The sequence below is a fragment of the Dokdonia donghaensis DSW-1 genome (assembly GCF_001653755.1).
Classification (GTDB): Bacteria; Bacteroidota; Bacteroidia; order Flavobacteriales; family Flavobacteriaceae; genus Dokdonia; species Dokdonia donghaensis.
The window spans coordinates 2995119-3016917 of record NZ_CP015125.1 but is presented as its reverse complement, the minus strand read 5'-3'; the positions used below and the strand labels follow the sequence as shown (position 1 = coordinate 3016917).

General features: G+C 38.6%; 16 protein-coding genes. 14 read left to right on the top strand and 2 right to left on the bottom strand.

The genetic code is table 11. The features are described from left to right. Positions 1-8: 8 nt before the first annotated feature. From tilS to I597_RS13160, 9 genes are all read left to right on the top strand, one after another. Complete coding sequence (tilS, locus tag I597_RS13200) at positions 9-1316, top strand: tRNA lysidine(34) synthetase TilS (RefSeq protein ID WP_035325177.1); 1308 nt, start codon at positions 9-11, stop codon at positions 1314-1316. Continuing rightward, positions 1313-3328 carry a protein-disulfide reductase DsbD family protein gene (locus I597_RS13195; protein WP_035325176.1) on the top strand — a complete coding sequence of 672 codons (2016 nt, stop codon included), beginning with the start codon at positions 1313-1315 and terminating at the stop codon, positions 3326-3328. Before tilS ends, I597_RS13195 begins: the two co-directional genes overlap by 4 nt. Further along, on the top strand, positions 3329-5206 hold the full coding sequence (locus I597_RS13190) for a CocE/NonD family hydrolase (RefSeq protein WP_035325175.1): 1878 nt from the start codon (positions 3329-3331) through the stop codon (positions 5204-5206). A gap of 768 nt (positions 5207-5974) precedes the next feature. After that, on the top strand, positions 5975-7513 hold the full coding sequence (locus tag I597_RS13185; protein ID WP_035325174.1) for a YifB family Mg chelatase-like AAA ATPase: 1539 nt from the start codon (positions 5975-5977) through the stop codon (positions 7511-7513). Between the two features lie 143 nt (positions 7514-7656). After that, on the top strand, positions 7657-9192 hold the full coding sequence (locus tag I597_RS13180) for a PAS domain-containing protein (protein ID WP_052111742.1): 1536 nt from the start codon (positions 7657-7659) through the stop codon (positions 9190-9192). Positions 9193-9227: 35 nt separating this feature from the next. Further along, positions 9228-10454 carry an Nramp family divalent metal transporter gene (locus I597_RS13175; protein WP_035325173.1) on the top strand — a complete coding sequence of 409 codons (1227 nt, stop codon included), beginning with the start codon at positions 9228-9230 and terminating at the stop codon, positions 10452-10454. After that, positions 10451-11182 carry a 5-oxoprolinase subunit PxpA gene (gene pxpA / locus I597_RS13170; protein WP_035325172.1) on the top strand — a complete coding sequence of 244 codons (732 nt, stop codon included), beginning with the start codon at positions 10451-10453 and terminating at the stop codon, positions 11180-11182. The genes I597_RS13175 and pxpA overlap by 4 nt, the downstream gene beginning before the upstream one ends. A gap of 3 nt (positions 11183-11185) precedes the next feature. Continuing rightward, the gene (gene pxpB / locus I597_RS13165) at positions 11186-11860 is read left to right on the top strand and encodes a 5-oxoprolinase subunit PxpB (RefSeq protein WP_052111739.1); all 675 of its coding nucleotides are present in this window, start codon (positions 11186-11188) and stop codon (positions 11858-11860) included. After that, a complete protein-coding gene (locus I597_RS13160; protein WP_035325171.1) occupies positions 11850-12707 on the top strand; it encodes a 5-oxoprolinase subunit C family protein in 858 nt (285 codons plus the stop codon). Before pxpB ends, I597_RS13160 begins: the two co-directional genes overlap by 11 nt. Here I597_RS13160 and I597_RS13155 read toward each other — a convergent pair. Both I597_RS13155 and I597_RS13150 read right to left on the bottom strand, forming a co-directional pair. Beyond that, the gene (locus I597_RS13155; protein WP_021778501.1) at positions 12690-12995 is read right to left on the bottom strand and encodes a hypothetical protein; all 306 of its coding nucleotides are present in this window, start codon (positions 12993-12995) and stop codon (positions 12690-12692) included. The genes I597_RS13160 and I597_RS13155 overlap by 18 nt on opposite strands. Positions 12996-13087: 92 nt before the next feature. After that, positions 13088-14461: an aldehyde dehydrogenase gene (locus tag I597_RS13150; RefSeq protein ID WP_035325169.1), complete on the bottom strand. Its 1374-nt coding sequence runs from the start codon at positions 14459-14461 to the stop codon at positions 13088-13090. Positions 14462-14798: 337 nt separating this feature from the next. On the opposite strand from I597_RS13150, the gene ilvD reads away from it, so the two are divergent. From ilvD to ilvA, 5 genes are all read left to right on the top strand, one after another. Continuing rightward, the gene (ilvD, locus tag I597_RS13145) at positions 14799-16478 is read left to right on the top strand and encodes a dihydroxy-acid dehydratase (RefSeq protein WP_035325168.1); all 1680 of its coding nucleotides are present in this window, start codon (positions 14799-14801) and stop codon (positions 16476-16478) included. A gap of 73 nt (positions 16479-16551) precedes the next feature. Further along, on the top strand, positions 16552-18276 hold the full coding sequence (gene ilvB, locus I597_RS13140) for a biosynthetic-type acetolactate synthase large subunit (RefSeq protein WP_035325166.1): 1725 nt from the start codon (positions 16552-16554) through the stop codon (positions 18274-18276). A gap of 46 nt (positions 18277-18322) precedes the next feature. Then, a complete protein-coding gene (ilvN, locus tag I597_RS13135) occupies positions 18323-18883 on the top strand; it encodes an acetolactate synthase small subunit (protein WP_035325165.1) in 561 nt (186 codons plus the stop codon). Between the two features lie 91 nt (positions 18884-18974). Continuing rightward, entirely contained in the window at positions 18975-20471 is a 1497-nt protein-coding gene (ilvC, locus tag I597_RS13130) for a ketol-acid reductoisomerase (RefSeq protein WP_035325163.1), read from the top strand. 29 nt (positions 20472-20500) lie between these two features. Further along, the gene (ilvA, locus tag I597_RS13125) at positions 20501-21766 is read left to right on the top strand and encodes a threonine ammonia-lyase IlvA (protein WP_035325162.1); all 1266 of its coding nucleotides are present in this window, start codon (positions 20501-20503) and stop codon (positions 21764-21766) included. Positions 21767-21799 lie beyond the last annotated feature (33 nt).

Genomic DNA, 21799 nt, shown 5'->3' with positions numbered 1-21799 from the left:
GTGTAAGGATGCTTGAGGATTTTAAGCACCATATCGCACAAGATTTACCATTTCTTCTTGATAGTAAGATACTCGTCACAGTAAGTGGTGGGCTTGATAGTATGCTCCTATTATTGCTCTGTCGTCAGGCAGGCCTTACGATACGTGTAGCACACTGCAATTTTAATTTAAGAGGAGTAGAGAGTGATGGTGATCAAGCTTTTGTGGAAAGCTACTGCAAGCTTCATAACATTCCTATTTACATAAAGAGTTTTGATACTTCCGCTTACGCGAAAATTGAAAAAACATCAACCCAGATCGCCGCAAGAGAGCTGCGTTATCAGTGGTTTAAAGAACTTTCGGCTGCCGAAGGTTTGGATTATATCTTAACAGCTCATCATCTCAATGATGAGTTAGAAACGTTTCTCATAAACTTAGGTCGCGGTACGGGTGTTAAAGGTCTTACTGGCATCCCAGAAATAAACGGACCGGTTGTGAGACCACTGTTGCCTTTTTCGCGAAAGCGTATAAAAGAATATGCATTACAAGAAAAACTAGCGTGGCGTGAGGATAGTAGTAATGCAACAGATAACTACGTGCGCAACCACTTGAGGCATCACGCCATACCGAGTATGGTGGCAGCGCAACCAGCTACTTTGCAGGGTTTACAGACCACGCAGCAACATTTACGTCAAACAGATAAGCTACTAGCAATCTACACAGCGTCTTTAAGGAAAGCGTATGTGACAACACGAGATGGGCTACAAGTAATAAATGTATCAGCGCTAAAGAAACACGAGGAGCCACAGGCGGTTTTATACCAGTTATTACACTCTTATAATTTTACAGCGTGGAGTGATGTTTATGAGCTGCTTGATGCACAATCTGGTAAGCAAATATTTTCTGAAACGCATCGTTTAGTAAAAGATAGAGACGTGCTATTACTTACAGAAAATGCCGTTGCACAACCTACAACTTATACCTGGGAATCTGGTGTGAGTAAGATAGTAGGTGACTTTGGTACATTAAGGCTTGACACGAGCGAGATTTTTGACAGCACCTCAAGAAAGGAGATAGTGGTAGATGCGACAAAGTTGGCATTTCCGCTCACGATAAGGAAGTGGGAAGAAGGTGATTTTTTCTATCCTTTTGGGATGAAAGGAAAAAAGAAGTTGAGTAAGTATTTAAAAGATGAAAAGGTATCTTTGATAGCAAAGGAGCACGTGTGGCTGCTTTGTAATGATAAAGATATTGTGTGGGTAATAGGTCACAGAGCAGATGACCGTTTTAAGGTAGTAAACGACACACAAAAAATGATAAAATTTACAACTATATGACGCGTAAAGCATTCATAATATTAAGTTCGCTTATAGTACTTATGGCGACTGCTGTAAGTGCACAAGATTTTAGTTTTGGCATTTCTGAAGTTACCGTGGATCCAGTTCAATGGGCAGGTAGCGTAGAGAAAAAATCTGACACAGAATATATTTTAAACTACGAGGCCACTATAGAAGAGGGATGGTATATTTATGCTCAAAAATCGCCAGCTGGTATTCCGTTTAATTTTGAGTTTTTACAAAAGGATGCAGGAGTTTCCCGCGAGAAGTTTGCACAAGAGAGTGAGACAAAGACAGCCTTTGATGAGATTTTTGAAGAAGATGTCATAAAGTATGTAGGGCAGAACCCTGTGCTCTCTATGCCTATTACACTTACAGATAAGAGTATAACCATTGTCAAGTCGGTTATAAACTATCAAGTATGTAAAGAGGTGTGTATTCCTCAAGACTTTTACATTGCTCACAACTTAAAAACTGGAAAGGCAAAAGTCTTTACAGATTATAATGAGTTTGAAAAATATGGTGCTAGCCCAGCCCAAAAGGATAAAGGCGATAGCGATGATGATTATGAAGAAGATGAAAGCACAAGCAACAAAGGGCTGTGGACCGTCTTTTTCTTATCATTTTTAGGAGGTCTCGCAGCATTATTTACACCTTGTGTATTCCCTATGATCCCTATGACGGTGAGTTACTTTACAAAACAAAGTAAGTCTAGAGCAGCTGGTATACGTAATGCGATTATTTACGGTATCTCTATCATTATTATATATGTGGTCATAGGTCTTACGGTTACGGCAATCTTTGGTGCGACTGCAATTGTTGAGGTATCTACGAGTGTTACTTTTAATTTAGTATTCTTTGTATTACTTGTAGTGTTTGCTATTTCATTTTTTGGAGCATTTGAGATTATGCTACCTCAAAAATGGGCAAATAAAATAGATCGTAAAGCAGATAGAGGTGGATACCTAGGCATCTTTTTTATGGCACTTGCCCTTGCTATTGTTTCTTTTAGCTGTACGGGACCTATAGTAGGTGTCGCTTTAGTGCAGTCTATAACAGAAGGCGGTATCACACCTATCATAAGTATGCTAGGTTTCTCTAGTGCGATTGCCTTACCATTTGCACTATTTGCAATGTTTCCAGGGTGGTTAAATAGTTTGCCAAAATCTGGTGGATGGCTCAACACAGTAAAGGTAGTTCTAGGATTTTTAGAACTAGGGCTAGCCCTCAAATTCTTATCAAATGCAGATCTTGTAGTAGATGGTAACTACTTGCCTAGAGAAGTATTTTTAGTACTCTTAATTGCGATAATGATAGGACTTGCTTTGTACTTATTTGGAAAAATTAAACTAGCACACGATACAGAAGTAAAACATATCTCGGTAGGCCGCTTGCTACTAGGTATACTCACAACGGCATTTATTCTTTATCTCATACCAGGTGTTTGGGGTGCACCACTCAAACTCATAAGCGGCTTCCCGCCACCTATGAATTATAGCGAGTCACCTTATGGTATAGGAGGACAAAACACACTGTCTGAATCGTCTGAGGAGTTTCCAGATAATGCAGAGATAGGGCCTCACGGTCTTTTATCTTTTGTAGATTATGAAGCAGGTATGGCCTATGCGCGTCAAGAAAATAAACCTGTTTTACTTGACTTTACAGGTAAGGCGTGTGTAAATTGTCGTCGTATGGAGGAGCTGGTGTGGTCTAAGCCTGAGGTGCTTAACTTGCTAAAGAACGATGTTGTACTTATCTCTCTCTATGGAGACTCACAAGAGGAGTTACCAAAAGAGGAGCAAGGCGTAAGTGCTTCTGGTCGTCGTATTAAAACCGTAGGTAATAAGTGGAGCAACTTCCAGATAGAGCGTTATAACATTGTTGCGGCGCCTTATTACGTAATGCTAGATCACGACGAAACACTCCTAAATAAACCTGTGGGGTACACACCTAATGCAAAAAAATATGAAAAGTGGCTAGAAAAAGCCATCATAACTTTTAACAATCAATAAATGAATAACATCTTCAAACTACTTTGTGTCGTATGCTTTTTTGCTTTCGCGAAAGCGTCATCTGCACAATCACGAGAAACAATCTTAGACACTACATATCAGGTTTCTGAGCATTATAATAAACAAGAAGTACGCATCAAAATGAGAGATGGCGTACATCTTCATACAACTATTTACTCGCCAAAGGATACCTCAAAAAAGTATCCTATTTTAATGCAGCGCACGCCTTATAGCTCTAAACCTTATGGAGAAGGAAAGATGCGCACAGCGATAGCGCCTAATGCTTATTTAATGCAAGAAGGTAATATTATCGTATATCAAGATGTACGTGGTCGCTGGATGAGTGAGGGTAAGTATGATAATATGCGTGCTTTTATACCTAATAAAACAGGTACTCAGGTTGATGAGGCAAGTGATACTTATGATACTATAGAATGGCTTGTTAATAATGTAGAAAATAATAATGGTAATGTAGGTACTTGGGGAATTTCTTATCCAGGTTTTTATGCAACCTACTCGCTCTTGAGTGGACACCCTGCGCTTAAAGCAGCCTCACCACAAGCGTGTATAGGTGATTTCTTTTTTGATGATTTTCACCATAACGGAGCTTACTTGTTAAGTTACTGGAGAGCTACGGCGGTTTTTGGTTATCAAAAAGAGGGGCCTACTACAGAGTCTTGGTATGATTTTCCAGATTTAGATAGTGATGACCAGTTTGACTTTTTCTTAAAAACAGGTCCTTTATCAAACTTAGATAAATACTATGATGAGACTAATGAATTCTGGACGCAATTAAAAGAGCACCCTAACTATGATGAGTTCTGGCAATCTAGAGGGCTTATACAGCACCTAGAAAATATAGAGCCAGCCGTAATGGTTGTGGGAGGACTTTATGATGCCGAAGATTTATACGGACCTTGGGAGACTTACAAAAACATCGAGAAACGCAGTAATAATTACAATACAGTTGTTTTTGGACCTTGGAGTCACGGAGACTGGGCACGTAACAAAAAGAGACAGGCTGTAGGTAATGTTTATTTTGGCGATAATATTTCAGACTATTTTCAAAGAGATATTGAAACAAAATTCTTTAATCACTTCTTAAAAGGCGGTGATAAAGGTGGAGCAACAGGATTACCAGAGGCACACGTTTTTGACTCAGGAAGTAAAGAGTGGAACTCCTTTGAACAATGGCCACCTAAAAAGGCGATGAAAGCTTCTTTCTTTTTAGGGAAAGATAATGCACTTACGGGAAGTCCTTCTACAAAGTATGATGCAGAAAAGTTTTTAAGTGATCCAGCAAACCCAGTACCATATGCAGAAGGTAAAAAGATGGTATTTACACCACGTAAATATATGTCTGACGATCAAAGATTTGCTGCGGCTCGTGAGGATGTACTCGTTTATGAAACGCCTGTGCTAGAAGATGATCTTACTCTTGTAGGTGATATAATGGCAAAGCTTAATGTAGCTACAACTGGAACATCTGCAGACTGGATTGTAAAAATTATAGATGTATATCCAGATGATGTCCCTAACACAGAAGAAACAGAAGAAGGCGTAGAGATGGCTGGTTACCACCAGATGGTGCGTAGCGAGGTGATGCGTGGTCGTTTTAGAAAAAGCTTTGAGCGTCCTCAACCTTTTGTAGCCGGAGAAAAAGATGAGGTTTTTATTAAGTTACAAGATGTGCTTCACACTTTTAAAAAGGGACACAAGTTACAGGTGCAGATACAGAGTACTTGGTTTCCACTTATAGATTTGAATCCTCAGACGTATGTAGATAATATCTTTGAAGCAAAGGAAGAAGATTTTACTAAGCAAACACACTCAGTATTCCATAATTCTAAGATTGAGTTTAGTATTTTAGTGGAATAGTATAAAGGAGTTATTACATAAAAAAAGGTCTGAGATATATTTTATCTCAGACCTTTTTTTATGTAATAATAATTTACTTGTAAAAAAGAAAAACACCCCTGCTAAGCAGGGATGCCTTTCACCCCTAAATTTATGATAGCTAAATAAATAGCTCCCAAACCTTAATGTCTTAAGGTGGGCCAAATATAGCTTTGTTTTTTTTAAAATAAAATGTTAATAAGTTAATTTTCAACTTGTAAAAAAGAAAAACACCCTTGCAAAGCAAGGATGCCTTTCACCCCTAAATTTGTAAGTTTAAATCTTCATTGTGACCTAAGCATTATGACAAATGAAACGCAAACTCTAAAAAACTTACTATAACAAATCGTAGTTTTAATTTATAGTAAATGTAATATGCTATACATTCTCAAAGTAGGGGTGTTTGCCCCTATATGTATGACTAAGTCTAAAAATTTGTTCTTTTAAGAATTATAAACAAATTTCAAGTAAAGTAAAAGGCTATCCCTGTAGAATTATACTTTTACAATTTGAGTTTTAATAATGTAACGAAGAAATTTCGTTACTCGTATTACTTCATTAGAACTACTCAGCCTTTAATGTAAAGAAACTTGTGGATATAGATGAGAAAGATATTTCAGCAAGCAAGCAGTATTTGCTAGTTAAGCGTAAAGAATAGCTGTATCCCAGATTAATATTATAATCACGATAAGGAGATAGTGTTTTAAGCTTTCAATCTACTTTCCTATATTTAAGCAAATTATAAAGCTAATGCTCACAAAAGTTTATGGAAGCGCCGTTTTTGGTGTGGATGCTACAACTATTACTATTGAGGTAAATGTAGATAAAGGTGTAGGATACCATCTAGTAGGACTTCCAGATAATGCTATAAAAGAAAGTAGCTATCGTATTGCCGCAGCACTTCAAAATAACGGCTATAAAATACCAGGAAAAAAACTTATTCTTAATATGTCACCGGCAGACCTTCGCAAAGAGGGATCTGCATATGATCTATCACTCGCAATAGGAATTCTCATCGCAACAGAGCAAATAAAAGGTGACGAGGTAGATAAGTATGTGATAATGGGAGAGCTATCTCTAGATGGTGGCTTGCAACCCATAAAAGGAGCATTACCTATCGCAATAAAAGCCCGTGAAGAGGGCTTTAAAGGATTTATACTTCCAGCGCAGAATGCAAAAGAAGCAGCCATAGTAGATGGTCTTGAGGTTTATGGAGTAGAGAATATAAGCGAGGTGATACAATTTTTTGATAAAGATGTACCCCTTGAAGCAACCGTAATAGATACCCGCGCCGAATTTTATAAAAGTCTAGAACATCCAGAATTTGACTTTGCAGATGTAAAAGGCCAGGAGTCTATAAAACGTTGTATGGAAATTGCTGCCGCCGGCGGTCATAATATTATTCTTATAGGCCCTCCAGGATCTGGTAAAACAATGTTGAGCAAGAGATTACCCAGTATTTTACCACCTATGTCATTGCGAGAAGCGCTAGAAACTACAAAAATACATTCGGTAGTAGGTAGGGTAAAAGATAATCAAGGTTTAATGAGCGAGCGACCTTTTAGAAGTCCACATCATACTATATCTGATGTAGCGTTAGTAGGGGGCGGAGCTTACCCTCAGCCTGGTGAGATATCGTTATCTCACAATGGTGTTTTATTTTTGGATGAATTGCCAGAGTTTAAAAGGTCTGTTCTTGAAGTGATGAGACAGCCGCTAGAAGATCGAGAAGTAACGATATCAAGAGCACGATTTACGGTTACATATCCATCTAGTTTTATGCTTGTGGCAAGTATGAACCCTAGCCCAGGAGGTTATTTTAATGACCCAGACGCACCGGTAACGAGCAGTCCTGCAGAGATGCAACGATATTTGAGTAAAATATCTGGACCATTATTAGACCGTATTGACATTCATATTGAAGTGACACCAGTTCCTTTTGAAAAACTAAGTGATGAGACTAAGGCAGAGTCTAGTGCAGATATACGTAAACGAGTTACGGCAGCGAGAGAGTTGCAGGTAGACCGCTTTCGCGAAAGCGAGAAAACAAACTATAACGCACAGATGAATGTGAAACAAATACGTAAATATTGTGCACTAGATGACGCATCTAAAGATTTACTTAAAACGGCTATGGAGCGATTAAATCTTTCTGCACGAGCATATGATCGTATTTTAAAAGTAGCAAGAACGATTGCAGATCTTGAAGCTTCAAAAGTCGTAACGGGTACTCATATTTCTGAGGCAATACAATACAGAAGTTTAGATAGAGATGGCTGGTTAGGATAGTTTTAACGAATAATAAAGTAAAATTAAATAGCGTTTTGTAGATAGAAAAAGTAATTTTATACATTATGAAGTGTTTGAATAATTTTATGTAAATCATAATACAATTCAATAGCTAAGAGTATTTTAACTAAAATCTGGACCTTATGATTCATAATACAAACGCTCAAAATCTTGGTAAACCCTCTAATGAGTCTCAGCAAAGTTTAGAAAAATATTTGAATCATTTAGAAGGTTTCTTTTTTGATTTAAATTTTAATCACATTACTAAGGAGTTCAATTTTCCTTATGTAAGTCATAACGCTATGGAGCTTTACGACTTAAATGTTCACGATCTTTTGAAAGATGGTAGATCTGCCTATGTAAGTATACATCCAGAAGATCAAAAATTACTTGTTTCAAAAGGTAAAAAGTCTTTTGAAGAATTAACTCCACTTAAACTTGAGTGTAGATACACTCTCAAATCTGGTAGAAGTGGCTGGATAAAAATTCTTGCAACACCTGAGCGTTCTTCTGAGTTTAGCACAAACTGGATAGGTCACGTATCTGATATCACAGATGTAAAGGCTACAGAAGAGGAGTATGCTATAATGAAGGAGCGTTATGAGTTTGCAATTAAAGGTTCAGATTTAGGGTTATGGGATTGGGATATTGAAAAAGGGACTGTATTTTATTCTGACAAGTCATTGAGTCTTTTAGAAAAAGCTCGTGAGAGTATAGATCCTCACGAAGATACCTGGAACAATCAAGTTCACCCTGATGACAAGGAGATGTATTATAAAGATATAGAAGATCACTTTAAAGGTGAGGTTCCTTATTATTTTAATGAGCATCGAGTATTTACTACCAGTGGCAGTTATAAATGGATACAAGATAGAGGTAAGGTAGTAAAGTGGGATGATTCTGGTAACCCGATGCGAGTTATAGGTACACATACCGATGTTACAGAGTCAAAACATAGGGAGCAACTTATTTTAGAAAAAAATAAGCTTATAGAAAGTCATAATAGTAGGCTCAAAAACTTTGCACTCATTGTGTCTCACAATCTTATAACCCACGCGGGAAATCTTAAAAATATACTGCAGCTTATCGATATGGCTGACACACAAGAAGAAAAGTTAGAATTATCAAACTATCTCAATGATGTCTCGGCTGGTCTTAGTAGTACTATAAATAATCTTAATGAAATCGCAACCTCTAACAAGAATCTTGAAGAGACTCCAAAACTTCTTTTTTTAAATGATTATGTAAACGGTGCATTAAATAATCTTAAAACCCAAATTAAGGAGAAGGATGTAGTTATTATAAATGATATTCCAGACGATATACAGATTAATTATAATGCAGCTTATCTTGAGAGTATCTTATTTAATTTGATCTCAAATGCTATAAAGTACAGTGATAAAGAAAGACAGTCTAAAGTCTTTATATCTGCAGAGATTACCTCCGCAAGTGATATTACATTATCTGTAATGGATAATGGAGTAGGTATAGATCTAGAGAAATATGGAGACAAACTCTTCGGGATGTACAAGACTTTTCATCACAATGAGGACGCTCAAGGTCTGGGACTTTTTATGACAAAGAATCAAATAGAAGATATGGGTGACCAGATTTCTGTAGATAGTAAAAAGGATGAGGGTACGATATTTAGAGTGCATTTTATTAATAAACTGCCATAGTTCATTATCTTGACGCAGTATATATACTGCAAATAATGAAAATTAAAAGAAAGACAATATCAGGCCCAGGAGTGCTTGTTGCAGCAGCATTTATTGGTCCTGGTACCGTAACGGTTTGTACAATAACTGGAGCAACATATGGATTTACACTCTTATGGGCTATGCTTCTCTCAATTATTGCTACCATCATACTACAGGAGATGGCTGCGCGTATAGGTCTTGTAACTGGTAAAGGACTAGCAGGAGTAATAAGAGAAACAATTTCAAATAAAACATTTAAAGCTTTTGCCATAGGGCTTATGTTATCTGCTATAACACTGGGTAATGCTGCTTATGAAGCAGGAAACCTTAGTGGTGGAGTTTTAGGTATTGAAGCTCTTGGACTTTCAGGAGGGTTTACTATAGGTAACTTAACCTTTAATGCTTGGAGTATCTCACTTGGTATACTTGCTGCTATCATTTTATTTATAGGTAATTATAAGGTGTTAGAAAAAATACTCGTAACGCTTGTAATTATTATGAGTTTGGCTTTTTTAATCACAGCTGTGATGACTAAGCCAGATGTAATAGCACTTTTAAAAGGAAGTTTTACTCCTTCATTTCCAGAGGAGAGTTTATTAACTATTGTTGCTTTAATAGGTACTACTGTAGTGCCTTATAATTTATTTTTACACGCTTCTCTTGTGTCAGAAAAGTGGAGTGGTAAAGAAGCAATACCTGCTGCTCGTAGAGATACTATTGTGGCAGTAGTTTTAGGAGGGCTGGTGAGTATGGCTATTATAGTTTGTGCAGCTGCTATACAAGCAGGAGAGGTAAGAAATGCTGGTGATCTTGCAAGAAGTTTAGAGCCCCTGTTTGGCGATTATGCAAGATATTTTATAGGTTTGGGATTAGGAGCAGCAGGGTTAACCTCTGCAATTACAGCACCTCTTGCCGCAGCATATGTTGTGCAAGGTTGTATGGGGTGGGAGTCTAATCTTAAGGCTACCAGATTTAGAGTAATATGGATCTCTATATTGGTGCTGGGGGTCTTCTTTTCGTCTGTAGGCTATAGCCCAGTTGAGATTATACAATTTGCCCAAGTGGCAAATGGAGTTTTATTACCGGTAATTGCTGCATATTTAATTTGGATAGTAAATAAACGTTCTGTGATGGGGCGTGATACAAATTCTATTGTACAGAATGTTATTTCTGTCATTATCTGGTGTGTGGTTTTTATGCTAGGAGCACGCACAATTCTCAAAGTTTTTGGTATACTATGAAAACGATAGACATAAATAGTGATGTAGGAGAGGGAGTAGGTAATGAGGCTCTTTTAATGCCCTTATTAAGCTCTTGTAATATAGCCTGCGGTGGTCACGCTGGTGATGAGGATGTAATGAGAGAGGTGCTCGCTTTCGCGAAAGCGTATAATGTAAAAATAGGTGCACATCCCAGTTATCCAGACAAGGACAATTTTGGTAGATCTATAATGGAAATCTCAGATAATGTACTTAAAGAATCTATAATTGATCAGATTTCAAAACTCAAACATCTTGCCGAAGAAAATGGTCAGCATTTACATCACGTAAAACCGCACGGGGCATTGTATAATCAAGCAGCAATAGACAAAGGTGTAGCAATGCTCATCATTGAAGCGATACGTAGTGTAGATGAAAATCTCGCAATTTATGTGCCTTATAAATCTGTAATTGCAAAACTTGCAAAACCCTATTTAACCACCATTATTGAAGGCTTTGCAGACAGATCATACCATCAAGATTATACCCTTGTGTCACGCACACACGCAGAGGGGGTCTTAAATAATGCGCAAGATGTGGTTGCTCACGTTTTACCTATGATTATGAAAGATAATTTGATATCACTAGAGGGTCACATATTACCCTTTAAAGTTGATACAATATGTGTACACGGCGATACAGAAAATGCCATAGACATAGTGCGTGCACTTCGCTCGCAACTACACTCAGAAGGGATACAAATCGTATAAGTGATGTATAACTTTACCATATCAAGACTAGGCGAGTATGCTATGTTAATACAAGTAGCAGAAAAACCTTCACAAGATTTATTACAATGGCTTGTATGTAAAAAAGAACAACTACAATCCTTACCAGCGGTTGAGGTTGTGTTTACCTATAATGAGATATTGGTAAAGTTTCTTCTACCTTTAGAAGGTCGATATGACACCGTTAGAGCTAGTGTAGAAGAAATATTAGAGTCATCTATAGAGAGTATAGGTATTAATGGAGTATTACATAAAGTGCCGGTGTGTTACAATAGTCAAGTAGCTCCAGATCTTGAAGAATATGCATCACAAGTAAATCTTAAAGTAGACCAAGTTGTAGCCTTACATACATCACCAGTATATTCAGTATATTTTATAGGCTTTTTACCAGGATTCCCATATTTAGATGGGCTTGATAGTAAACTTCATTTAGAAAGAAAGGCTACACCATCACAATTTATACAACCGGGTAGTGTGGCTATAGGTGGTGCACAAACGGGTATTTACCCTCAACGAAGTCCAGGAGGGTGGCACGTAATAGGAAGTACGCCGGTTCAATTATTTGATATCAATAAAAACCCGCAATCACTTTTTAAAGCTGGAGACTCCATAAAGTTTTATGCAATTACACTAGAAGAGTATAAAGTTTATGAACGCTAGAGTAGAGATAATTAATAAAGGTTTCTTTACGACTGTGCAAGATGGTGGTCGTACTGGCTATGCTGCTATGGGGGTGCCAGAAAGTGGAGCTATGGATAGGCACTCTTTTTTTCAGGCAAATGCACTTCTTAACAATACTAAAGATGCAGCGATGCTAGAATGCACGCTAGTAGGGCCTACTATAAAGTATTATCAAGACACATATTTTGTAATTACAGGTGCTCACGTTAAAGCTACGCTCGATGGGCAGCCTGTAAAAATAGGTGTACCAACTCTCGCACGTGCATCACAAACTCTTATTACCTCAAAAATAAGCCAGGGAACTAGGTGCTATATAGCCTTTGGCGGTGGTATAGAATCTGCAATCACTCTTAACAGTAAGAGTTGGTATACACCCATAACTCCTAATAATCATATTAGAAATGGGGATACATTCTCGTTGGGTATTAGTACGTATGATATTTCAAAAGGTGCGCATATAAAATATAAATATGCATATGCCAGTGCGGGTAGGGTTCACACCATTAAAGCGTATAAGGGGCCGGAGTATACATTACTGGATTACAAACAGCAGCAACTCTTACAACAGCTATTTACCGTTTCAAAACTCTGGAACAGAATGGCCATCCAGCTCCAAGAGCCAGTATATAATAAACTAGAGGGCATAATGACGAGCCCTGTAATTCCAGGAACGGTGCAGCTCACTCTCTCGGGTAAATTAATAGTATTAATGCGTGATTGCCAGACTACAGGAGGGTATCCTCGTATTCTTCAGATTGCACAACCTAGCATTGATACTCTTGCACAGCTACAACAAGGCGATACTGTTTTATTGTCCGTTACTTGATTGACGATGTTCCATAACGATATCGCTTAGTATTTGTACAGCATCACCTGTACCTAGCATTTCTTCTAGTTTTAAAGCTTCCTCCTTCAGCGCTTTATGCTTGAGCATTGTGGCCCAAAGATTATTAATATAATCTGCATAATCCTGATCTTCGTTCCAGTGCGTGAGTTGTAATCTTCTACTACGTGCATAAAGCTTTTGTAAATTTAATTTGCAAAAGGTCAGTGTTGATTGCATAATAAGAGGTCTAGCACTTTTTAAACGTTCTGTTTTTGACGGTCTACCCATAATACTGTGATTATAAGGGGGAAGTTAAACATACGTAAAGATAGCAGGAAGGGGAGCATTTCGCTAGGGGTAAATGCCCCATTTTTATAGCTTTACAGCCAGTTCATAAATTTTTTAAGAAGGCTCAATTTACCCTTATATGGAGCATATCTTACTGGCACATCGAGCCAGGTGCCTCTTTTTACCACAGACTTTGCGTGACTAAATGTGTAAAAACTCTTCTCGCCGTGATAGCTACCTATACCAGAGTGTCCCACACCACCAAAGGCGAGCTTGTCATTTATAAAATGAATAAGTGTATCATTCATAGCACCACCTCCATAAGAAAAAGTGCTATTAAACCAATTCTTAAAAGAACGCTTTCGCGAAAAAACATACGCACTCAGCGGTTTTTCCATAGCGTTGATAACCGATGCAATTTCCTCATTTTTATCATAAGTAAGCACAGGTAATATAGGGCCAAAGATTTCATCCTGCATTACCTTATCTGCTACAGATACATCAGTAAGTACGGTAGGAGCAATATAGAGGTCATTCTTATCAGTTTGTCCACCTTTATAAATAGTTGCATTCTCAAGCATCTCAGAGAGTCTATCAAAATTTTTCTCATTGATTATGCGAGCAAAATCTTGTGAAATCTTTGGGTCAGCTCCATAAGCCTTAGTAATTTCTATAGCTATAGCTTTGAGTAATGCATCTTTAACAGAGGAGTGCACAAGTATATAATCTGGAGCAATACAGGTCTGTCCTGCATTTACAAATTTACCCCATACAATGCGTCTGGCTGTTTGTTGTATAAGAGCTGTCTCATCTACCACACAAGGACTTTTACCACCTAGCTCTAGGGTAACTGGTGTAAGATATGCTGCGGCTGCTTTATAAACTATTTTTCCTACGGGTACACTACCAGTAAAGAATATGTAATCCCAGCGTTGTTTAAGAAGTTCTTGAGCTACCTCTTTATCACCTTGTACAATGTGTACATAAGCCAGGTCAAACACTTCTGTAATTATTATTTCTAAGAGATTTGCGGTGTTAGGTGTAAGTTCGCTAGGTTTTAATACTACTGTATTTCCTGCAGCAATAGCGCCTATCATAGGCCCTACGGCAAGTTGAAAGGGATAGTTCCAAGGGGCAATAATTAATGCAGTACCATAGGGCTCATAATGTACGGCGGCACTAGAGGGAAAATTAAGTAAAGAAGCCTTTACTTTTTTTGGCATCTGCCATTTCCAGATTTCCTTTATGGCTAGGTTTATTTCTTTAATGACAACACTTATTTCTGTAGCAACTGTTTCAAATGCTGGTTTTTTAAAATCGGCTGTCAGGGCATCTATGATATCTTGCTCGTGATTTTTTATGCTTTCGCGAAAGCGTACTAAAGCAGCTTTCCTATATGCGATATCCTTAGTTTGACCCGTCGCAAAGAAGGCACGCTGATTTTCAAGAATGGATGGAATTTTCAAAATATGTGTGTTTTCTATAAAAATAAGCTGTTTTTACGGCATCTCTTCTTCATTGACAAAGTTTTAGGATTTTTTATTGCGGGTTATAAATAAGATCAATCGTATAACTCAAATTATGAAATATTTAAAATCTCACAGTTTATACTATGATAATTAGCGTTATGATAAAAATGCTAAGACTAGAATTAGGGTAGGATTCCATTTTAAATTGATTTAAAAAACTGATTTACAGCATTTTAAATGTTTTAAGTGCACGTTGGTTGTCGGGTGTAGTTTATACTGAGTCTGTAGGTGCCGCAAGAGAGTAATAATTTTAACCAGTCAAAACCACAAACCATTGAAAGAACTTAATAAATATAGTAAAGCGGTAACTCAAGATCCTACGCAGCCAGCTGCACAGGCTATGTTGCACGCTATAGGCCTTACAGATGAAGATTTTAAAAAGCCACTAGTAGGTATTGCCAGTACAGGTTATGAGGGTAATCCTTGTAATATGCACTTAAATAACCTTGCACTAGATATTAAAAAGGGAGTACAAACTTCTGATCTGGTAGGTCTTATTTATAATACCATAGGTGTAAGTGACGGTATCTCAATGGGTACTCCTGGTATGCGCTACTCACTACCTAGTAGAGATATTATTGCAGACTCAATGGAGACTGTAGTACAAGCTATGTCTTATGATGCACTGGTTACAGTGGTGGGTTGTGATAAAAATATGCCGGGTGCTCTTATGGCACAGCTTAGGCTAGATAGACCATCTATACTCGTCTATGGAGGAACTATAGCACCAGGATGTCACGAAGATAAAAAGCTAGATGTAGTGTCTGCTTTTGAAGCTTGGGGAGAAAAAGTAGCTGGTAGTATTACAGAGCAAGAGTTTAAAACGGTGGTAAAAAAAGCCTGTCCAGGTGCTGGTGCGTGTGGTGGTATGTATACTGCAAACACGATGGCTAGCGCGATTGAGGCACTAGGGATGAGCTTACCTTATACAAGTTCTAACCCTGCGGTGTCACCAAATAAAACTGCGGAGTGTGCTAGAGTAGGAGCTGCTTTAAGAAACCTAATAGAAAAAGATATAAAACCTTCAGACATTGTTACTCGCAAGTCACTAGAGAATGCGGTGAGACTTGTAACGGTACTGGGAGGATCTACTAATGCTGTGCTGCACTTTCTTGCTATAGCAAAGGCTGCACAAGTGTCATTTACACTACAAGATTTCCAAAAAATAAGCGATACCACACCTTTTCTAGCAGATCTTAAACCATCAGGAAAATACCTTATGGAAGATTTACATAATGTAGGAGGAGTACCTGGCGTATTAAAATATATGCTAGAGCAGGGTATGTTGCACGGTGACTGTATGACTGTAACTGGTAAAACTATTGCAGAGAATCTAGCAGTTGTAGACCATCTTCAGGCACATCAAGATGTTATTCATTCGGTTGAGAATCCTATTAAGGAGACGGGACACATCCGTATTCTTTATGGAAATATTGCAAGTGAAGGATCTGTGGCAAAAATTACCGGTAAAGAGGGATTACACTTTCGCGGAAGCGCAAGAGTTTATAACGGTGAGTATGCTGCAAATGCTGGTATAGGTGCCGGAGAGGTAAAAAAGGGTGATGTAGTCGTTATACGCTATGAAGGACCACAAGGAGGACCTGGTATGCCAGAAATGCTTAAACCTACAGCGGCTATTATGGGTGCTGGCTTAGGTAAAGATGTGGCACTTATTACAGATGGTCGTTTTTCTGGAGGGACACACGGTTTTGTAGTGGGACACATTACGCCAGAGGCACAAGTAGGAGGTGGTATTGCACTTATAGAAAATGGAGATACCATCGTGATTAACGCTGAGACGAACACAATTAATGTTGAGATAAGCGAGAGCGAACTAGAAGCACGTAAAAAGAACTGGGTAGCTCCAGAGCTTAAAGTAAAACGTGGGTCACTTTATAAATATGCTCGTATGGTCTCATCTGCGAGTAAGGGATGCGTGACAGACGAGTTCTAGTACAACACAAGCATAGTAAATAGGCGCCTAGCGAGCGTGATAGAATAGAAATAACATTTAAAGCGTACAACCTATGGACGTGAAGACACAAAACACATCAGACACTACAACTACCACAATGAGCGGTAGTGAGGCATTGATACACTGCCTTGTAGCAGAGGGAGCAGACCTTATTTATGGGTATCCTGGTGGGGCTATAATGCCTTTTTATGATGAGCTACACAAGCATCAAGATAAAATAAAGCACGTCCTTACCAGACACGAGCAAGGAGCGACGCACGCTGCACAGGGATTTGCCCGTGCCACGGGTAAAGTAGGAGTTGCCATTGCCACTTCTGGTCCTGGAGCGACTAACTTGATTACGGGTATTGCAGATGCTCAGATAGACAGTACACCTATGGTTTGTATCACAGGTCAAGTAGGCTCTCACTTACTGGGTAGCGATGCTTTTCAAGAGACAGATATCATAGGTATCTCTACTCCAGTCACAAAGTGGAATCATCAGATCACAAGAGCAGAGGAGATACCAGAGGTACTTGCAAAGGCATTTTATATTGCAAGATCTGGAAGACCAGGACCTGTACTCATTGATATTACAAAAGATGCACAGTTTGCAGAGTTTGATTTTGCTTACGCGAAATGTGAATACATACGCAGCTATACACCTACACCAACAGTAAATGAAACAGAAATTGCTCAAGCTGCTCAAGCTATAAACGATGCAAAAAAGCCTATGATAGTATGGGGGCAAGGAGTGATACTAGGTGAAGCCGAAGAAGAGTTTAAAGCTTTTGTAGAAAAATCTGGAATACCAGCTGCTTGGACTATTTTAGGTGTCTCTGCAATCCCTACAGAGCATCCTCTTAACGTAGGTATGGTAGGTATGCACGGTAATTATGCACCTAACGTTTTGACAAATGATTGTGATGTTCTTATTGCTATCGGTATGCGTTTTGATGACCGTGTTACGGGTAATCTCGCGACCTATGCAAAGCAAGCTAAGGTCATACACTTTGAGATAGACCCTGCAGAGGTAAATAAAAACGTAAAGGCAGACATCGCAGTACTAGGTAACTCAAAAGATACGCTTGCAAAAATCTTACCTCATATAGAGCAAAAAAGCCATACAGCCTGGCACCAAAAATTTAAAGATCTCTATGCTATCGAGTATGAGAAGGTCATAAAGAATGATATTTCACCTACTAAGGAGGGTCTTACAATGGGTGAGGTGGTAAATCTTATCAATAAACAAACTAATGGTGACGCTATAATTGTAACAGATGTAGGACAGCACCAGATGATAGGTATACGTTATGCAGACTTTAAAAAGTCTAAAAGTAACATCACTTCTGGAGGGCTAGGTACAATGGGATTTGCATTACCAGCAGCCATAGGTGCAAAAATGGGAGCACCAGAGCGAGAAGTTGTAGCCATTATAGGTGATGGTGGTTACCAGATGACTATACAAGAGCTAGGTGTCATCTTTCAGGCAGAGGTGCCGGTTAAGATAGTGGTGCTTAACAACGAATTTTTAGGAATGGTGCGCCAGTGGCAACAACTATTTTTTGATAAAAGATATGCTAGCACCACAATGAAAAATCCTAACTTTTGTAAAATAGCAGATGCCTACGAGATAGATAACCAGAAGGTAAGTACTAGAGAAGAACTAGGTCCAGCTGTAGAGAAGATGATTGCCTCAAAGGACAGTTTCTTCTTAGAAGTAATGGTAGAGAAAGAAGATAATGTTTTCCCTATGATACCTACAGGAGCATCTGTATCAGATATAAGACTAGAATAATAACCAGTATATACAGTAGTACAAAGTATACATAAACAGGTTACCTATGAGTGAAGTAAAAACATTTACCGTAAATATATATACCGAAAATAATATTGGGTTATTAAACCGTATTTCGGCAATATTTCAGCGTCGTAAGATTAATATAGAAAGCCTTTCTGCCTCAGAAAGTGAGATAGATGATGTGTTTAAATTCATCATTGTTGTAAATGTCACAGAAGAGCAAATGGCAAAAATACAGGGACAGATAGAACGTCAAGTTGAGGTGATAAAGGCATTTTATCATACAGATGAAGAAACCATATTTACAGAGAGTGCGCTATTTAAAATTAAGTCAAACTTACTTTTTGAAGAACCACAAATTCAGAATATCATAAAGGAAAGTCAGGCGCGTATCGTGACTGTGAATAAGGACTTCTTTGTGCTTGAAAAAGCAGGAAGACGCTCAGAGATTGAGCTTGTACATAGAGAGCTTAAACCTTTTGGGATAATGCAATTTACACGCTCTGGTAGAATAGCAGTCACAAAAACAGAGATGCCTATTTCTACATTATTACAACGTATAGAAGAGAGTAATGAGGTCGCCTTTGGCAAATCCCAAGCTTAGATAACTAATATAAAAGAACTAATCCAACAACCTAGGAGGGTAAGACCGCTTTCGCGAAAGCAAAAAAAGAATTCTCCGCAATGTAATTACAATGAAAAATTATTTTAACACATTACCACTAAGGGATCAATTATCACAACTGGGAAAATGCCGCTTTATGGATGCCAGTGAGTTTGAAGATGGTATTGCTGCCATTGCAGATAAGAAAATCGTGATTGTAGGGTGCGGTGCACAAGGACTTAACCAAGGTCTTAATATGAGAGATAGCGGCTGTGATATTTCTTATGCATTAAGAGAAGGAGCAATTACAGAAAAGCGCCAGTCTTATAAAAATGCAACCTCAAATGGTTTTACGGTAGGAACTTATGAAGAATTAATCCCTACGGCAGATCTAGTTTTAAACCTTACTCCAGATAAGCAGCATACGGCAGTAGTAAAAGCAGTTATGCCACTTATGAAGCAAGGGGCTACTCTTGCTTATTCTCACGGTTTTAATATTGTAGAAGAAGGGATGCAGGTACGTGATGACCTTACGGTAATTATGGTAGCTCCTAAGTGTCCAGGGTCTGAGGTACGTGAGGAATATAAAAGAGGTTTTGGCGTACCTACACTTATCGCAGTACACCCAGATAATGATCCAGAAGGAAAGGGGCTTGCTCAAGCTAAAGCATATGCAGCGGCTACAGGTGGTCACAGAGCAGGTGTGCTAGAATCTTCTTTTGTGGCAGAGGTAAAGTCTGATCTTATGGGCGAGCAAACCATCTTATGTGGTGTGTTACAAACGGGATCAATACTCTGTTTTGATAAAATGGTAGAGAAGGGTATAGACCCGGCATATGCAGGTAAACTCATACAGTATGGATGGGAGACTATTACAGAAGCACTTAAGCACGGTGGTATCACAAATATGATGGATCGTCTAGATAACCCGTCTAAGATTAAAGCATATAACCTATCAGAAGAGCTTAAGGATATAATGAGACCACTTTTTGAGAAGCATATGGATGATATTATCTCTGGTCACTTCTCAAAAACTATGATGGAAGACTGGGCTGCAGATGATAAAAATCTTCACACCTGGAGAGCAGCAACAGGTGAGACCAACTTCGAAAAGCAAGAAATCACATCACAAGAGATAAGTGAGCAAGAGTATTTTGATCACGGTGTGCTTATGGTAGCAATGGTAAAGGCTGGTGTAGAGCTAGCGTTTGAAACGATGACAGCTGCAGGTATTATAGAAGAAAGTGCTTATTATGAGTCACTACACGAGACACCACTTATTGCAAATACCATCGCAAGAAAGAAGCTTTTTGAGATGAATCGTATTATTTCTGACACGGCAGAGTATGGTTGTTATCTTTTTGATCACGCCTGTAAACCACTCCTTACAGACTTTATGAAAACTGTTGATACAGATATTATAGGCGCTTCTTTTACTCACGATAATGGAGTAGATAATCAAGAGCTCATTGCTGTAAATGATGCCATACGTAATCATCCTGTAGAAGAAATAGGAGCAACCCTACGTAAAGCAATGGTTGCAATGAAAAAGGTAAAAACCGAAGAGCAAGAAGCTGTTCTAAGCTAGTACTTATTCCCACCTCACGGTGGATACTTATGGAAGAAACGCTCAAAACATACATACCCACACTCAAATCTGTAACAGATGCGGCAAACAGGGTGCGCAAAGTGGTCACAAAGACACCGTTTATGCGCAGTTTTACATACTCAAAAAAGTATGAGGCAGAGGTGTTTTTAAAGCGTGAGGACTTACAGCAGGTACGTAGCTATAAAATACGTGGTGCGTTTAATAAAATAAGTACGCTTACAGATGAGCAGAAGCAAGCAGGTATTGTTTGTGCAAGTGCTGGTAACCACGCACAAGGTGTAGCCCTGAGTTGTGCAAAACTTCATATAAAAGGGGCCATCTATATGCCTGCAACTACCCCAAAACAAAAGGTAGAGCAGGTACAAATGTTTGGCGACACTTGGGTTGAGGTGGTACTCACTGGTGACACCTTTGATGATGCCTATGCAAAAGCAAGTGAAGCTTGCATATCACAACACAAAACCTTTGTGCACCCCTTTGATGATGAGAAAATTATAGAAGGACAGGCTACAGTAGGTCTTGAGATGGTAACCCAGTCAGAAAAGCCGCTGGATTATGTATTTGTACCAGTGGGCGGCGGTGGCCTTATCGCAGGATTATCTAGTGTGTTTCATCATCTTTCTCCCAAAACAAAAATTATAGGTGTAGAGCCTGGAGGAGCACCTGCGATGATGAATTCTCTTTTACAAAAAGAGAATACCACCTTAACAGAGATAGACAAGTTTGTAGATGGTGCCGCTGTACAACGAGTAGGAGAACGCAACTTTAGTATCGTCCAGCAGCTAGTAGATCGAGTTGTGAGCGTGCCAGAGGGTAAAATATGCCAGACTATACTAGATCTGTACAACAGAGATGCCATTGTAGTAGAACCTGCAGGAGCACTTACTCTCGCAGTTTTAGATCAATTTAAAGAGGAGATACGTGGTAAGAATATAGCCTGTGTAGTAAGTGGTAGTAATAATGACATTACCAGAACTCCAGAGATTAAAGAACGAGCACTCTTATATCAAGGGTTAAAGCACTATTTTATTATTAAATTTCCGCAGCGAGCGGGCGCTCTTAAAGAGTTTGTTGCAGATGTGCTAAGTAGTACAGACGATATCACCTATTTTGAGTATTCAAAAAAGACCAGTAGGGAGCAAGGCCCAGCTATTGTGGGTATTGAGATAAAATCTCCAGAAGATCTGGAACCTCTAGTAGAGAGAATGCATAAGCGTAAGTTCTTTGGTGAATATCTTAATGATAAACCCGAGTTGTTTCAATTATTGGTTTGAGTTACGCTTTCGCGAAAGCGTAATTATCTATAA

Excerpts from the sequence above, each read along its gene's own strand:
- I597_RS13190 (WP_035325175.1), top strand. The coding sequence starts at position 3,329 with ATGAATAACATCTTCAAACTACTTTGTGTCGTATGCTTTTTTGCTTTC.
- I597_RS13185 (WP_035325174.1), top strand. The coding sequence starts at position 5,975 with ATGCTCACAAAAGTTTATGGAAGCGCCGTTTTTGGTGTGGATGCTACA.
- pxpB (WP_052111739.1), top strand. The coding sequence starts at position 11,186 with ATGTATAACTTTACCATATCAAGACTAGGCGAGTATGCTATGTTAATA.
- ilvN (WP_035325165.1), top strand. The coding sequence starts at position 18,323 with ATGAGTGAAGTAAAAACATTTACCGTAAATATATATACCGAAAATAAT.
- I597_RS13160 (WP_035325171.1), top strand. The coding sequence starts at position 11,850 with ATGAACGCTAGAGTAGAGATAATTAATAAAGGTTTCTTTACGACTGTG.
- I597_RS13155 (WP_021778501.1), bottom strand. The coding sequence starts at position 12,995 with ATGGGTAGACCGTCAAAAACAGAACGTTTAAAAAGTGCTAGACCTCTT.
- I597_RS13175 (WP_035325173.1), top strand. The coding sequence starts at position 9,228 with ATGAAAATTAAAAGAAAGACAATATCAGGCCCAGGAGTGCTTGTTGCA.
- I597_RS13180 (WP_052111742.1), top strand. The coding sequence starts at position 7,657 with ATGATTCATAATACAAACGCTCAAAATCTTGGTAAACCCTCTAATGAG.
- ilvA (WP_035325162.1), top strand. The coding sequence starts at position 20,501 with ATGGAAGAAACGCTCAAAACATACATACCCACACTCAAATCTGTAACA.
- I597_RS13195 (WP_035325176.1), top strand. The coding sequence starts at position 1,313 with ATGACGCGTAAAGCATTCATAATATTAAGTTCGCTTATAGTACTTATG.
- pxpA (WP_035325172.1), top strand. The coding sequence starts at position 10,451 with ATGAAAACGATAGACATAAATAGTGATGTAGGAGAGGGAGTAGGTAAT.
- ilvB (WP_035325166.1), top strand. The coding sequence starts at position 16,552 with ATGGACGTGAAGACACAAAACACATCAGACACTACAACTACCACAATG.
- ilvC (WP_035325163.1), top strand. The coding sequence starts at position 18,975 with ATGAAAAATTATTTTAACACATTACCACTAAGGGATCAATTATCACAA.
- tilS (WP_035325177.1), top strand. The coding sequence starts at position 9 with ATGCTTGAGGATTTTAAGCACCATATCGCACAAGATTTACCATTTCTT.